This is a genomic window from Streptococcus sp. Z556 (assembly GCF_053010225.1).
The window spans coordinates 1-14,180 of record NZ_JBRKNU010000005.1; the positions used below are offsets into that span (position 1 = coordinate 1).

Annotated in this window: 16 protein-coding genes; 3 read left to right on the plus strand and 13 right to left on the minus strand. The window is 40.9% G+C overall.

What is annotated here, in order from left to right; translation table 11 throughout:
• Positions 1-190: 190 nt before the first annotated feature.
• A complete protein-coding gene (gene rlmD / locus ACVC7S_RS06555; RefSeq protein ID WP_447266592.1) occupies positions 191-1,552 on the minus strand; it encodes a 23S rRNA (uracil(1939)-C(5))-methyltransferase RlmD in 1,362 nt (453 codons plus the stop codon).
• Positions 1,553-1,607: 55 nt separating this feature from the next.
• Between rlmD and ACVC7S_RS06560 the strand changes: the two genes are divergently transcribed.
• The 3 genes from ACVC7S_RS06560 to ntdP all read left to right on the plus strand — a co-directional run bounded on the left by ACVC7S_RS06560 (position 1,608) and on the right by ntdP (position 3,793).
• A complete protein-coding gene (locus ACVC7S_RS06560; protein WP_447266593.1) occupies positions 1,608-2,384 on the plus strand; it encodes an aminoglycoside 3'-phosphotransferase in 777 nt (258 codons plus the stop codon).
• A 10-nt stretch (positions 2,385-2,394) separates the two neighbouring features.
• Entirely contained in the window at positions 2,395-3,171 is a 777-nt protein-coding gene (gene recX / locus ACVC7S_RS06565) for a recombination regulator RecX (protein WP_447266594.1), read from the plus strand.
• Between the two features lie 88 nt (positions 3,172-3,259).
• Positions 3,260-3,793 (plus strand): nucleoside tri-diphosphate phosphatase, encoded by a 534-nt coding sequence (gene ntdP, locus ACVC7S_RS06570; RefSeq protein ID WP_000775318.1) that lies wholly within the window; start codon positions 3,260-3,262, stop codon positions 3,791-3,793.
• Positions 3,794-3,863: 70 nt separating this feature from the next.
• Here ntdP and ACVC7S_RS06575 read toward each other — a convergent pair whose 3' ends face one another.
• From ACVC7S_RS06575 to ACVC7S_RS06630, 12 genes are all read right to left on the minus strand, one after another.
• A complete protein-coding gene (locus ACVC7S_RS06575; protein ID WP_000567566.1) occupies positions 3,864-4,631 on the minus strand; it encodes an epoxyqueuosine reductase QueH in 768 nt (255 codons plus the stop codon).
• Positions 4,632-4,754: 123 nt separating this feature from the next.
• On the minus strand, positions 4,755-6,377 hold the full coding sequence (groL, locus tag ACVC7S_RS06580; RefSeq protein WP_447266595.1) for a chaperonin GroEL: 1,623 nt from the start codon (positions 6,375-6,377) through the stop codon (positions 4,755-4,757).
• Positions 6,378-6,392: 15 nt separating this feature from the next.
• Positions 6,393-6,677, minus strand: a complete 285-nt coding sequence (gene groES / locus ACVC7S_RS06585; RefSeq protein ID WP_447266596.1) for a co-chaperone GroES — start codon at positions 6,675-6,677, stop codon at positions 6,393-6,395.
• A 156-nt stretch (positions 6,678-6,833) separates the two neighbouring features.
• Complete coding sequence (locus ACVC7S_RS06590) at positions 6,834-7,229, minus strand: single-stranded DNA-binding protein (protein ID WP_447266597.1); 396 nt, start codon at positions 7,227-7,229, stop codon at positions 6,834-6,836.
• A gap of 78 nt (positions 7,230-7,307) precedes the next feature.
• Positions 7,308-8,069, minus strand: coding sequence for an SDR family NAD(P)-dependent oxidoreductase (locus ACVC7S_RS06595; protein ID WP_447266598.1), 762 nt, complete (start codon positions 8,067-8,069; stop codon positions 7,308-7,310).
• 41 nt (positions 8,070-8,110) lie between these two features.
• Positions 8,111-8,737 (minus strand): YtpR family tRNA-binding protein, encoded by a 627-nt coding sequence (gene ytpR / locus ACVC7S_RS06600; RefSeq protein ID WP_447266599.1) that lies wholly within the window; start codon positions 8,735-8,737, stop codon positions 8,111-8,113.
• A 9-nt stretch (positions 8,738-8,746) separates the two neighbouring features.
• A complete protein-coding gene (locus ACVC7S_RS06605; protein ID WP_447266600.1) occupies positions 8,747-9,064 on the minus strand; it encodes a thioredoxin family protein in 318 nt (105 codons plus the stop codon).
• The gene (locus tag ACVC7S_RS06610; protein ID WP_061853098.1) at positions 9,061-9,360 is read right to left on the minus strand and encodes a DUF4651 domain-containing protein; all 300 of its coding nucleotides are present in this window, start codon (positions 9,358-9,360) and stop codon (positions 9,061-9,063) included. Before ACVC7S_RS06610 ends, ACVC7S_RS06605 begins: the two co-directional genes overlap by 4 nt.
• A gap of 92 nt (positions 9,361-9,452) precedes the next feature.
• Positions 9,453-10,532: an N-acetylmuramoyl-L-alanine amidase family protein gene (locus ACVC7S_RS06615; protein WP_447266601.1), complete on the minus strand. Its 1,080-nt coding sequence runs from the start codon at positions 10,530-10,532 to the stop codon at positions 9,453-9,455.
• A 119-nt stretch (positions 10,533-10,651) separates the two neighbouring features.
• Entirely contained in the window at positions 10,652-12,259 is a 1,608-nt protein-coding gene (locus ACVC7S_RS06620; protein ID WP_447266602.1) for a CTP synthase, read from the minus strand.
• Between the two features lie 314 nt (positions 12,260-12,573).
• On the minus strand, positions 12,574-13,164 hold the full coding sequence (gene rpoE / locus ACVC7S_RS06625; protein WP_000418415.1) for a DNA-directed RNA polymerase subunit delta: 591 nt from the start codon (positions 13,162-13,164) through the stop codon (positions 12,574-12,576).
• Between the two features lie 185 nt (positions 13,165-13,349).
• Positions 13,350-14,180: a hypothetical protein gene (locus tag ACVC7S_RS06630; protein ID WP_447266603.1), complete on the minus strand. Its 831-nt coding sequence runs from the start codon at positions 14,178-14,180 to the stop codon at positions 13,350-13,352.

Genomic DNA, 14,180 nt, shown 5'->3' on the forward strand with positions numbered 1-14,180 from the left:
GCCGTGAAAAGGCGGTGTCTTAACCCCTTGACCAACGGACCTGAGCTTTTCGACTCTTTCTATTATACCTTCTTTTCTCCCTTTGTCAATAGGTTTGTTAGATTTATTTTCGACTTTTATAATAAATTTTTTGAAGAGGTTATCCTAAACATTACTATCTTCTATAGTATTTTAGTCCCCTAGAAAGAACTTACAAGCTTTTTCGTTTCACCAACTTCACGACCGCTTCTGTCCGTGCAGTGTGGGGAAACATATCGACCGACTGGATATACTGGAGGTCATAGACTTTTACTAGTTTAACTAAATCTCGTGCCAAGGTTGAAACATTGCACGATACATAGACCATTTTTTCTGGAGCATAGGTCAGAATGGTATCCAGTAGCTTATCATCTAAGCCTGTACGAGGAGGGTCGACTATCAGGGCATCTGCTCGGTATCCTTCTTTGTACCAACGTGGAATAATCTCTTCTGCAGTCCCAGCTTCATAATAGACGTTATCAAATCCCATTCTCTGGGCATTTCGCTTGGCATCTTCAATGGCTTCCGGGATAATGTCCATTCCTCTGAGGCTCTTGACCTTCTTCGCAAAAGCAAATCCAATCGTTCCAACACCGCAATAGGCATCAATCAAATGATCTTCTTCACTAACATCTAGGGCCTTAACCACTTGACTATAGAGAATCTCGGTCTGCTCAGGATTGAGCTGATAGAAGGCTCGAGGGGAGAGAGAAAACTCATAGTCGAGTACTCCTTCTTGAATACTCTTTTGGCCCCAGATAATTTCTGTCTTTTCTCCATAGATTTCACTTGTTTTTGCTGTATTTGTATTGACTGCAATCGTGACAACTTCTGGAAAATCATTAACTAGGTCTTTGACTAGGTGATTCAAATTCAACTGGCGGTTAGTTACGACGATAATCTGGACTTGTCCAGTCTTTCTTGCTCGACGTACCATGATGGTGCGAACACCTAGTATTTTTCTCTCATCTGTAATTGGAATTTGGTGGTAAGTAAGAAGTTCAGCTAGGCGATTCGCAATCACTTGGGTTTCCTTATCTTGCACCAAGCAGTCTTTCAACTCTACGAGGTAATGAGAGTTTTGTGCATACAAGCCTGCCTTGACCTGATTGTTGAATTTTCGTGTTTGAAATTGCAGTTTTGCTCTGTAATATTTTGGTTCTGACATCCCGATAGTTGGACGTATTTCATAGTTTTCATATCCTTCAGGAGCAAATTTTTTCAAGGCTTGGTGGAGCAAATCCGTTTTGAACTCTAACTGTTTATCATAGTGAAGGTGCATGATTTGGCAACCACCACATTCATTATAAATCGTACATGCTGGTACGACTCGAAACTTGGACTTTTTATTTACTTTGAGTAACTTTGCTTCAACAAAGTTTCTTTTAATAGAAGTAATCTGACAATAGATATCTTCTCCCTTGAGGGCACCTGGCACAAAAACGAGGGTTTTCTGGTAAAAACCGATTCCCTCACCATTGATGCCCATACGCTTGATTTTTAAAGGTATTTTTTGTTTGACTTTTAGATTCATATGTCTATTATACCACGTAGTTTCTCAATGGTTAAGAATATGTTACAATAAAACCATGAATACAAAGACATCTCATTTTTCCCCATTAGATTTTCCTGAGCAATTACGAACTTATATAGAGGGAGCAACCCTTTCTGACAGCTCTTCTCATTCAGGCGCAACGGTTCTCTATCTTGATTCAGGTTACTATTTGAAAATTGATCAAAAGGGCAGATTAGAGCGAGAAGCTGCCATTGCAAGGTGGTTTGAAACTAAAGGACTGGGAACTCCAGTTATCGACTACTTATCTACAGATAAAGACTACCTTTTAACAAAAGAAGCGCCTGGCAAAGATGCCCTTGCCTTTCTGGATCAGCCAGAAACAATTTGCCGAACCATGGCACATGCCCTTAAAAAACTTCACAACTTACACCCACACAATTTTCCATCAGAAAATCATTTACAGACCTATAAAGACAGAGCTTTGAAAAACTATGAAAAAGGCGAGTTCTATTCCAAGGCCCTCCTACCCCAATTTCAGATTAATAGTCGCGAAGAGGCCTTCCAACTCATCCAAGAACAAGGACACCTTTTAAAGACTGATGCCTTTATTCACGGTGATGCCTGTCTACCGAATTTTATTCTCAAAGATGCGGACCACTTCTCTTGCTTTATTGATCTGGGCTTGGCTGATTTTAGTGATCGTCATATCGATCTCTTTTGGGTAGTTTGGTCTCTCAACTATAACCTAGATAACCCTAAATACGCTGAACTGTTTCTTGACTATTACGGCAGAGAAGAGGTCGACACAAACAAACTTCGACTCGTTGCTGCCTTTGAAGCATTTGGATAAAAGGTAAACCATGAAAATCACAAAACTTGAAAAGAAAAAACGCCTCTACCTGATGGAGCTAGATCATCAGCAAACCTCTTATATCACTGAAGATACCATTGTGCGTTTTATGCTATCTCGAGATAAGGTCATTAGTAAAGAGGAACTGACCGAGATTCAGGATTTTTCCCAGTTTTCTTATGGTAAGAATCTTGCTCTCTACCATCTATCCTTCAAGGCCCGTACTGAAAAAGAAGTGCGAGAGTATCTGGACAAGTATGATATTGAAGATACAATCGCTAGTCAAGTTATCGCTAATCTAAAAGAAGATAACTGGATTAATGACCATCAGTATGCTTATTCCATCATAAATGCCAATCAACTTTCTGGAGATAAAGGACCCTATTTACTAACTCAAAAACTAACTCAAAAAGGAGTTGCTAAATCAACTATTGAAGGTGTTCTAAAGGATTTTGACTATACAGAAGTTGCTCAACGTGTAGCTGAGAAACTGCTTAAAAAATACACCGGAAAGCTTCCTGTGCGCGCTTTGCAAGAAAAGATTATCCAAAACTTGACGAACAAGGGATTCTCCTATGCTGATGCTAAAAGTGCCTTTGATGACTTGGATAGTCAAGTCGACCAAGAAACGACTCAAGAACTCATTTTTAAAGAGCTAGACAAACAATATGCTAAGTATGCTCGAAAGTATGAAGGATACGAACTTAAACAGCGTTTAACCCAAGTTTTAGCTCGAAAAGGCTATGATTTTTCGGATATAGCTAGCGCTCTCAGAGAATATCTTTAATATTTTCGTGTAAAATTCAAAAAAATTAGACCGATTTATGATATAATAGTAAACGATAAACTTATAAATTGTAGAAAGTTGGTTAGTTATGAAACTTCCAAAAGAAGGCGACTTTATTACAATTCAAAGTTATAAGCATGATGGGAGTCTTCACCGTACTTGGCGGGACACCATGGTACTAAAAACAACAGAGAACGCCATTATCGGCGTCAACGACCACACACTTGTTACCGAAAGTGACGGTCGTCGTTGGGTGACTCGAGAACCGGCTATTGTTTACTTTCACAAAAAATATTGGTTTAATATCATTGCTATGATTCGCGATAATGGGATTTCCTACTATTGTAATATGGCCAGCCCCTACTATCTAGATGAGGAAGCCCTGAAATACATTGATTACGATTTGGATGTCAAGGTCTTCACTGATGGTGAAAAGCGTCTCTTGGACGTTGAAGAGTATGAGCGCCATAAACGCAAGATGAAGTATTCTGATGATTTAGACTATATTTTGAAAGAGCATGTTAAAATCCTTGTTGATTGGATTAACAATGGACGCGGTCCTTTTTCAGAGGCCTATGTCAACATTTGGTACAAACGCTACATAGAACTAAAGAATCGGTAAAGTTGTCAAACTGGGGTGAAAACCCTGGTTTTTTTATTTGAAAAACCCAGCTTTTCAGCTGGATTAATTGCTATATATCTAATTTAGTGACAGTAAACTTGATGTGGGAATAGTCTTTTTCAACATCCTTATCCAACAAGAAAGCCGTGGCATCCTTCTTAATCTGAACAAGATCAATATTCTGAGCTTGAGCTGCATAGACGCACCCACAATAACATTGACGATAGATATCATACTCCTCGCACATCTCAACTGAACGCTTGTAGCCTTGATTTTTCTTGAAATCACTTGGAAGATAGTGGGTGGTATAGATCTTTTGCACATCAATTCCGATGCTGTTGATGGTTTGAGAATTCTTATGGGGACTGATGGTCAAGGCTGAACCAAAGTAGTCAAAGCCCAAATCCATAGCCACTTGTGCTGTTTTGTCCAGACGGTAGTCAAAACAAACCTTGCAACGGTCACCACCTTCGGGTTCTTCTTCCAGTCCTCTGACTAACTTCCGGTATTCATTTGGTTCGTAGGGAGCTTCAAGGTACTGAACCGTATTACCTGTTCGCTCATTGAAATCACTGACAAATTTCTTGGTGACGTAAGCTCGTTTGTGGTATTCTGCCTTAGGATGGATATTGGAATTGGCAAAATAGATGGTCACATCAGCGTATTTTGTCAGGTATTCTAAGGTGTAGGTACTACAAGGAGCACAGCAAACATGCATGAGAATAGTTGGACGTTGCTCATTTTTCTCCCATACTTGTACCATCTTCTGCATGACACGGTCATAATTAATCTTCTGATTGGGGTTCATCTTGCTCAGAATTTCTTCTACATCGATCATGTTCTTCTCCTTTTTCTAGTCTTATTTTATCATATAAGTTAGGAGAGCTCAAATCTATTTAGAAGAGAAAACCTTAAAAGGAGGGATTATGTTCCCTCCTTTTGTGTTTTTTATAAGTTGCTTTTACATCATCCCGCCCATCATGCTTGGATCCATTGCTGGAGCTGGGGCTACTGGTTCCGGTTTATTGGCTACGACTGCTTCTGTTGTTAAAATCAAGCTGGCTACAGAGGCTGCATTTTGAAGGGCAGAACGACTAACCTTAACTGGGTCAATGATTCCCTCTTCAATCATGTTGACCCACTCGCCAGTTGCTGCGTTGAAGCCTGTACCAACTTCAGCATTCTTCAAGCGGTCAATAACAATAGAACCTTCGAATCCCGCATTGTGAGCGATTTGACGAACAGGTTCTTCCAAGGCGCGGAGAACAATATTGCGTCCTGTTGCTTCATCACCTGTCAATTCCAAATCAGCAACGGCTGGAATGACATTGGCAAGAGCAGTTCCACCACCAGCAACGATTCCTTCTTCAACAGCTGCACGAGTAGCGTTGAGGGCATCTTCGATACGAAGTTTCATTTCCTTCAACTCAGTTTCAGTTGCTGCACCGACCTTGATGACTGCGACACCACCTGACAATTTAGCCAAGCGTTCTTGGAGTTTTTCACGGTCGAATTCAGAAGTTGTAGTTTCGATTTGTGACTTGATAACCGCAACACGGTGAGAAATAGCTTCAGGATTTCCAGCACCTTCTACGATAACAGTGCTATCTTTGTCCACAGTCACTCTAGCAGCTTGACCAAGCGCCTCAATAGTGGCATCTTTCAACTCAAGACCAAGATCCTCTGTGATGACTGTTCCACCTGTCAAGATAGCGATGTCTTCTAACATAGCCTTACGACGGTCACCGAAACCAGGAGCCTTAACAGCAACTACATTGAAAGTACCACGAATCTTGTTCAATACAAGAGTCGGAAGAGCTTCGCCATCTACATCATCCGCAATAATCAAGAGCGGACGGTTGCTTTGGAGAATGCTTTCTAGGAGTGGCAAGATTTCTTGGATATTGGAAATCTTCTTGTCGGTAATCAAAATGTATGGATTTTCAAGGTTCGCCACCATTTTTTCGCTATCTGTCACCATGTACTGTGATAGATAACCGCGGTCAAACTGCATTCCTTCCACGACTTCAAGTTCTGTTTCCATACCACGTGACTCTTCAATAGTGATGACACCATCCTTGCCAACTTTTTCCATGGCTTCCGAGATGTATTCTCCGACTTTTTCATAACGAGAAGATACAGCAGCAACCTGAGCGATGGCTTCTTTATTAGCAACTGGAATGGCATTATTTTTCAAGGCTTCAACAGCAGTCGCAACCGCTGCTTCAATCCCACGACGGATACCAATTGGGTTCGCACCTGCCGTAACGTTCTTGATCCCCTCACGGACGATAGCTTGGGTCAAGACAGTCGCAGTTGTCGTTCCGTCACCTGCGATATCATTGGTTTTAGAAGCCACTTCTGATACCAATTTGGCACCCATATTCTCGAAATGGTCTTCCAATTCGATTTCTTTTGCGATGGTTACCCCATCATTGGTGATCAATGGTGACCCAAATGATTTTTCAAGAACAACGTTACGACCTTTAGGTCCCAAAGTTACTTTAACAGTATCTGCTAGAATATCAACGCCACGAACCATAGCTGAACGAGCGTCTGATGAAAATTTAATGTCTTTTGCCATACTTACTTTCTCCTATTATTCTTCAATGATTGCCAAGATATTGGCTTCTCCTACGATGATGTACTTTTCATCTCCATCTTTTACATCAAGACCTGCGTGAGCTTCAACTAAGACACGGTCTCCAGCCTTAACACTTGGAGCGACCAAGTCGCCATTCAAGGTACGAACACCTTGTCCTGTAGCCACTACTGTAGCTGTTTTTGTTTCTTCTTGGGCTGATTTTGCGAGGACGAATCCCCCAACAGTTGCTTCTTTTTCTTCAATTTTTAAGACTACACGGTCGCCTAATGGTTTCAACATTTGTCTTCCTCCATAATACAATCATATTATTAGCACTCTTTACGTATGAGTGCCAAACCATAGTTCTATTGTATCACTTGGTCAAAAATAGTCAAGAAAAAAGTCTGACTTTTCTCAAGATAAAAAAGCCTAAGATTGACTCAGGCTTTTCTATGCTTAAAATGGCAATTCCTCTTCTTCCAAAACCAAATCCGCCAAATCCTGACCTGCGTTATTTTCACGCATGACACGTTGGGCACGACTTTCCAAGAGTTGGAATCCTGTCACGAGAACTTCGGTCACATAGTTGGTCTGACCATTTTTCTCAAAGCGACGGGTACGCAACTCCCCATCAACGGAAATGAGACTGCCTTTGGTTGCGTAGCTTGTCAAGGTTTCAGCCAATTTCCCCCAAAGAACAAGATTGACAAAGTCGGCTTCGCGTTCTCCATTTTGGTCTTTGTAACGACGGTTCACAGCGATCGTTGCACGCGCTACTGACTTGTCATTGTTGGTTTTGTGCAATTCTGGTGTAGACGTCAAACGCCCAATCATGATAACTTTATTATACATATTTTCTTCCTCCTACTTATCTATTCGCAGGAAATCAAAAAAAGTTACAGAAACTTGTAACTTTTCGAGGAAAATTTTTTACTTTTTATGCACCATAAATCCAGTCGCCTGTTGATTGGCCATAATAGTCATATCTGTAATCTGCACACGGCGGGGTTGACTGGTCACATAAACTACCGTATCTGCGATGTCTTGTGCCTGCAAGGCTTCTATTCCTTGGTAAACGGACGCAGCTCTTTCTTTGTCACCGTGAAAACGTACTGTAGAAAAATCTGTTTCGACAATCCCCGGTTGAATGGTTGTCACCTTGATGTCCGTTGCGATGGTATCAATCCGAAGCCCATCTGAAAAAGTTTTTACTGCAGCCTTGGTGGCTGAGTAGACCGCTGCACCAGCGTAGGCGTAAATTCCTGCAGTAGAGCCCATATTGATGATATGACCTTGATTTGCCGCAACCATGGAAGGCAAGAAAGAACGAGTAACTGCCATCAAACCTTTGACATTGGTATCCAACATAGTCAGCATATCCAACTCTTCATAGTCTTGATAGGGAGCTAAGCCAAGAGCCAGCCCGGCGTTATTGACCAAGATATCAATTTGCCCTATCGTTTCTAGAATATCGGAACAAACAGTCTTTACCATGGTCATATCCGTCACATCCAGTGGAAAGGTCCAAACTGTTTGATTTGGAAAAGTTTCTGCAAACTCTGACTTGAGGGCCTCTAGTCTGTCTGTCCGTCGCCCTGTTAGGACGACATTCTCCCCCTGCTCCAGATAAGCACGCGCAATCGCTTCACCAATTCCTGAAGTCGCTCCTGTAATTACTACATTTTTCGCCATCTTATTTCCTTCTATCTGGTCTATCAGATGCTGACAATTTCCTAGGCAGTCCAGTGTTTGGCTGGGTCAAATGGAGTTCCAACAACTTGGTCTTCTGATAATTCAAGCACCCCTCGTTTTTGCGGAGCATTTGGCAAGGCAAGTTCACGAGGACTGCACATCATCCCAAAACTCTTTTCGCCACGAAGTTCGCCTGGGAAAATGAGATTGCCTTTTGGCATCATCGCTCCAGGAAGAGCTACAATGGTTTTCAACCCAACACGCGCATTGGGAGCCCCTGCAACGATTTGCACTGTCTTATCACTTGCGACTGCAACTTGGCAGATGTTGAGGTGGTCGCTATCTGGATGGGCTACCATCTCAACAATCTCACCGACAACAAACTTAGGTTCTTTGTCATTGACAATTTCTTCCACAAAGCCTTCCGCCTGCAATTCTTGGTTCAAACGAGCTACTTGCTCATCTGATAAAAAGACTTGACCGCGCTCTGCAATTTCAAGCAAACTTGAAAGGTCGAAAATATTCCAAGCCACTGTTTCTCCATTTTCTTTGAGAAAAACACGGGCTACCTTGCCTTTGCGCTCCACGTCCAACTTGGCATCGCCGCTATTTTTCACGATGACCATAAGGACATCGCCGACATGCTCTTTATTATATGTAAAAATCATTCTTTTCTCCTATTTCAGTCCTGCTAAAAAGTCGTTAATTTCTTCCTTGCTTTTACGATTACGATTGACAAAACGGCCGATTTCCTTGTCCTTTTCTAGCACAACAAGGCTAGGAATTCCGTAAACATCCCAGAGTTTAGCTAAATCCATAAACTGGTCTCGGTCCACTCGAATAAAGGTAAATTCAGGATTTTCTACCTCAATCTCTGGCAAGGCAGGATAGATATAACGACAATCGCCACACCAGTCCGCTACAAAAAGGAAAACCTTCTTGCCATCTTTTTCTACTAAAGATGCCAATTCTTCTAAACTTGCTGGTTGTATCATAAGACTTCCTCCTCATAGACCAGGTCTTCATTTTCATAGACAAAGGTATAGTGACGACCATCCTCGAAAATGACTCCTCCGACGAGTCGCTCTAGACTACTTTCGTAGACTTGAACATAGAGAGTCGCAATCTCGCCCATACCTGAGAAAAGTTCGCGCACGATAGCGGTCAACTCTTCTTGAGTCTTCATGAGTTTGTGGTTATCTGCTGCTTTTTTGGCACCCAAAGCGAGGGCACTTAGACCAGCCACTGTCAAGCCAGTCATCCATAATTTCTTAGCTTTCATACCATTCATTGTAACACAAAAAGGGCTCTAGGACAAATGGGGAAGCAGTATATGAGCAAGGAAAATCACTTCCCTCAGTGAGGAAAGTGAACTTCTGATTCTTATTGCCAGGCGCCTGAGTTGCCAACGTAGTAACCATCAGGTGTGTAGGTATTGCGAAGCATCTTACCTGATGAAGCTAGATAATACCACTTGCCATTATCTTTGACCCAATCATTCGCTAGCATGGCACCAGAAGAACTTACATAATACCATTCTCCCTTGTCATAAACCCAAGTGCTTGCTTTCATAGCTCCTGAAGTTGATAAATAGTACCACTTACCTTGATCATAAAGCCAATCACTAGCAATCATAGCTCCTGATGATTTAAAGGCATACCAGTTGCTACCTTGATAAAGCCAAGTTTGATTGAACATGACTCCTTTATCATTCATAAAGTACCAAGATCCCTTATCATAAACCCAATCGCTCTGCACTAATTGACCTTGTTTTTGATAGTACCAGGCTTCACTGTTATTCTTTTTTAGCCAGCTTTCTGCATTTACAATTGGATAAAGTTCTTTGAAAGATCCTCCATTATCATATTTATGACTGATAGTTCTTAGTTTTTCAAGCTTCAACTCACCATTGTCATGGTCTTTCCAAGCATAAACTTTTTGACCATTGATAGTCTCTGGTAAGGTAGCAGTGTAGGTCTTGGTTTGATAGTCCCATTTTGTATCAAGGTAGGTGTAATGGTCTTTTGATTCTTCAATACGGTAGTAGCCACTTTTCTCACCATTATATACATCATCTACCACTTTAGTGGACCAGGTCTTTACTTCATTTCCACTCTTGGCCTCGACCTTGATATCTCCTCTATAGCCATAAGGTACGTAGAAATTCAGGTAACGCCCCTCTGTACCGACCATAGACTTGTCCTTTTCTTGGCCTAGGAAATTGACTGTCTGATCTTGACCATTGAGACTGACCATCCACTCAATTTTCTCAGTTTTTGGCAAATCCAAGACTTTGATATCTACTTCATGGCCATTATTAAATCGAAGAATCTTGCCATCTTGATACTGCACTCCACACTTAATAACCCATTCTTCTTTAAGCTCAAATGCCTGCCCTGAATGAGGAAAAGTCAGTAAAGCTAGACCTGCTAGAGACAGACAAAATAGTGTGATTTTTTTCATTGTAGTTCCTCCTTAGGAATTATTATGTTAATTATATCACTATCTATTTTTTTTGCAAATCTTATCCTAAATATGCAAGCAAAAAACCTCTTAGATTGTTCTCAAAGGTTCGATTTTTACTAATTGCTGTTCTCAACTGCTGCAGTAACAAAGGCAGTGTAGAGTTCTTCTGGACGGTTTGGACGGCTGGAAAGTTCAGGGTGATACTGACAAGCTACAAAGAATTTATTTTCAGGAATTTCCACGATTTCTACCAAACGATTGTCTGGAGAAACTCCTGAGAAGACAAAGCCTGCTTCCTCAAACTGCTCACGGAAGGCGTTGTTAAACTCATAGCGGTGACGGTGACGGCGTTGCACCACTTCTTGATTATGATAAGCAGCCGCTGCCTTAGAGCCACGTTTCAACTTAGATGGATAAAGTCCCAAACGAAGGGTGCCACCCATATCCTCAATATCAACCTGATCACGCATGATATCTATGATAGGGTATTTTGTTTCTGGTGCAAGTTCAGCAGAATTGGCACCTTCAAGACCCAAAACGTGACGAGCAAACTCAATACAAGTCAACTGCATTCCCAAGCAAACTCCCAACATTGGGACATCATTCTCACGCGCATAACGGATGGCTTGGATTTTTCCTTCCGTACCACGTTGGCCAAAACCTCCTGGTACGATGATTCCGTCCGCATCAGACAAGAGTTCTGCCACATTCTCTGCTGTCACATCATTGGCGTTGATCCAATTAATCTTCACTTCTGCGTCGTTGGCATACCCAGAGTGTTTTAAGGCTTCGACCACTGAGATGTAGGCATCTTGCAACTCCACATACTTACCAACAAGGGAAATCTTAACTTGTTTTTTCAGGTTCATGACCTTGTCCACCATGGCTGACCACTCTGTCATATCCGCTGCTGGTGCATCTAGTTTCAAATGGTCACAGACAATTTGGTCCATGCCTTGTGCCTGCAAATTCAATGGAATTTGGTAAAGGTGTTCGACATCCAAAGACTCGATAACAGCTTCTGGTGCCACGTCACAGAACTGTGCTAGTTTATTTTTAATACCCTGACCAGCTGGTTTCTCCGTACGAATAACCAACATATTTGGCTGAATCCCCAAACCACGCAATTCTTTTACAGAATGCTGGGTTGGTTTGGTCTTCATTTCACCAGCAGCCTTTAGGTAAGGAAGCAAGGTTGTATGGATGTACATGACATTATCCGCACCCACATCTGCCTTCATCTGACGAAGGGCCTCTAGAAATGGCAAGGACTCGATATCTCCAACGGTTCCACCAACCTCTGTGATAATGACATCCGAGTCGGTCGTGACAGCGGCACGCTTGATTTTTTCCTTCAAAGCATCTGTGATATGAGGAATAACCTGAACAGTTGCCCCAAGGTACTCGCCACGACGTTCCTTACGAAGAACTTCACTGTAGATTTTACCAGTTGTCACGTTGGAGTATTTGTTGAGATTGATATCGATGAAACGTTCATAGTGGCCCAAGTCCAAATCGGTCTCAGCCCCATCATCTGTCACAAAGACTTCCCCGTGCTGGTAAGGGCTCATGGTTCCCGGATCGATATTGATATAAGGGTCAAACTTCTGAATAGTCACTTTTAGACCACGATTTTTCAAGAGACGCCCCAGACTTGCTGCGACAATCCCTTTCCCAATAGACGACACCACACCACCAGTTACAAAAATATATTTCGTAGACATAGATTCCTCTTTCTAAAATGCTCAAGGCCTTGTTGACTACGAGGGGAGATCGAAAACAAGACCCTTATGAATAACGACATTTCAAGAAAACTTCCTGAAAAAAAAAATAGCTCCCTAGTAACTAGGGAGCTCCGACCTCTAAAAGAGGTGCCCGAACAATATAATACCTCAAAGCAGATCATTTGTCAACCCGAATCGGTAAAACATGAAAAAAGAAGATTGTTTTCAGAAAACCAATTAAAGATCCGCATTCAAACGGATGACCTGCTCAAGGAATAAAAAAGGAGATCTTACGATCTCCTCTGTGAAGTCTTTTACTCTTCTTCACTCGTTTCAGCATCATCGTCAGAAAACTCGTCGTCTTCTTCGTTAAGATCCACGTCTTCACCTAAGTCATCAGGAGCGATTTCGTTGATTTCTGCATCGTAAGCTTCCACTTCATTTTTCTCATCATCTGGATTTTCATCATCATATGAAAGAGCTGGGTCTGCTTCGTATGCATCTTCATCTTCTGGATCATCTGCATTGTAGTCAATGGCATCTGAATCACCATCCATAAAGGCATTGACACGTTTTTTCTTAGCTTTTGGTGCTACTTCATCGTCGTCACTTTCTTCAAGAGCGATGATTTCTTCGTCGATTTCGTCCACACCATACCATGAACGAAGCCCCCATTTGTTGTCTCCAAGAGAGATGAAGCTACCGTCAAAGTTCAACTCTGTGTAGAACAAAGGCAAAGCTTCGCGGATATCGCTGTTTGATGTTCCAAGGTAGTTTTGAATTTCATTTACAAGATCGCTAAAATGCATCTCATGATCGCGACCACGAAGTTCCAAGATAGCACGCGCTACCTCAATCATAGATAGTTCACTTTTTTCTTGCCCAGCAAATACTTCTAATTCCAAAGCGTTTCTCCTCATTTTTACTACTATCGCCAGAGCGAACAGACTCTGAACTCATTTTATCATGTACTCTTTATTGTACGATAATTTTGCGGAATAGTCAAAGGTTAAATGGGAGAAAGTGATTCATATTACTCCTAAATAAATCGTAAGAGTATTTTTTAGAACAGTTATCTTATTTTTTAAAATTAGTAGTAAGTTTTATTCAAAAATTCTATAATATCTTTTTTCAAAGATACTAATTTCCGACGCTCTTCATCCAAGTTACTTTCCATAATTTTTATAGTGGAATCTTTAAGCGAACAAATATAGTATCCGTCCTCAGATGTAAATCCTTCCTCCACGTGAGCGAGAGCATTTCTTTTATCAATCAATTCAGACCATCTTTGTTTTAAACTCCTATACTTACTTTTTTTATCATTTGACAAGTTTGACCTTCTTAGATTAACTTTTTCTCTAAAAAAATCTTCAAATAATTTTCTATAAGAGTGATCTGGATTATCGTCGCTTAATTTTTCTCGTAACAAATGCTCTATCTCTGCATTTTCGCACATGAATCTCCCACGAATTGCATTTAATTCGTCCCAGCGACAAAGAATAACATTAATCGCATCCTCAAAATGTTTTTCCTCTAAACTATCAGAAACTGAAAAAAATGTGAAATTTGAAAAGATATCTAGATTTTTATGCTTTAGAATATTGATAACATCTGATTTTATAGTGTTATAATTATTATTAGAATACAAAATAACAAATTGTTTAAAACCATTTCTATTTCTTATTTCTTCAAGATAATTTAAACCTGTTTCAGATGCATCTAAGTTAAAATCTGAAATAAAAAAATCATATCTCTTAGCTGAAACCAACTCTTTTCTTGCATCTTCAAATGTTTTAAATTCTTTAATTTGTGCCTTATAGCCTTTATCTTTTAAGATATCCTCTACAAGCTCTTTTCTATAAGTATGGGCATCCATGGTTAAATCATCCTCCAACCACAGAATATTTATTTCTTGTCTCAA

Excerpts from the sequence above, each read along its gene's own strand:
- rlmD (WP_447266592.1), bottom strand. The coding sequence starts at position 1,552 with ATGAATCTAAAAGTCAAACAAAAAATACCTTTAAAAATCAAGCGTATG.
- groES (WP_447266596.1), bottom strand. The coding sequence starts at position 6,677 with ATGTTGAAACCATTAGGCGACCGTGTAGTCTTAAAAATTGAAGAAAAA.
- ACVC7S_RS06615 (WP_447266601.1), bottom strand. The coding sequence starts at position 10,532 with ATGAAAAAAATCACACTATTTTGTCTGTCTCTAGCAGGTCTAGCTTTA.
- ACVC7S_RS06610 (WP_061853098.1), bottom strand. The coding sequence starts at position 9,360 with ATGAATGGTATGAAAGCTAAGAAATTATGGATGACTGGCTTGACAGTG.
- ACVC7S_RS06575 (WP_000567566.1), bottom strand. The coding sequence starts at position 4,631 with ATGATCGATGTAGAAGAAATTCTGAGCAAGATGAACCCCAATCAGAAG.
- ytpR (WP_447266599.1), bottom strand. The coding sequence starts at position 8,737 with ATGATTTTTACATATAATAAAGAGCATGTCGGCGATGTCCTTATGGTC.
- ntdP (WP_000775318.1), top strand. The coding sequence starts at position 3,260 with ATGAAACTTCCAAAAGAAGGCGACTTTATTACAATTCAAAGTTATAAG.
- ACVC7S_RS06595 (WP_447266598.1), bottom strand. The coding sequence starts at position 8,069 with ATGGCGAAAAATGTAGTAATTACAGGAGCGACTTCAGGAATTGGTGAA.
- ACVC7S_RS06620 (WP_447266602.1), bottom strand. The coding sequence starts at position 12,259 with ATGTCTACGAAATATATTTTTGTAACTGGTGGTGTGGTGTCGTCTATT.
- recX (WP_447266594.1), top strand. The coding sequence starts at position 2,395 with ATGAAAATCACAAAACTTGAAAAGAAAAAACGCCTCTACCTGATGGAG.
- ACVC7S_RS06560 (WP_447266593.1), top strand. The coding sequence starts at position 1,608 with ATGAATACAAAGACATCTCATTTTTCCCCATTAGATTTTCCTGAGCAA.
- groL (WP_447266595.1), bottom strand. The coding sequence starts at position 6,377 with ATGGCAAAAGACATTAAATTTTCATCAGACGCTCGTTCAGCTATGGTT.
- ACVC7S_RS06605 (WP_447266600.1), bottom strand. The coding sequence starts at position 9,064 with ATGATACAACCAGCAAGTTTAGAAGAATTGGCATCTTTAGTAGAAAAA.
- ACVC7S_RS06590 (WP_447266597.1), bottom strand. The coding sequence starts at position 7,229 with ATGTATAATAAAGTTATCATGATTGGGCGTTTGACGTCTACACCAGAA.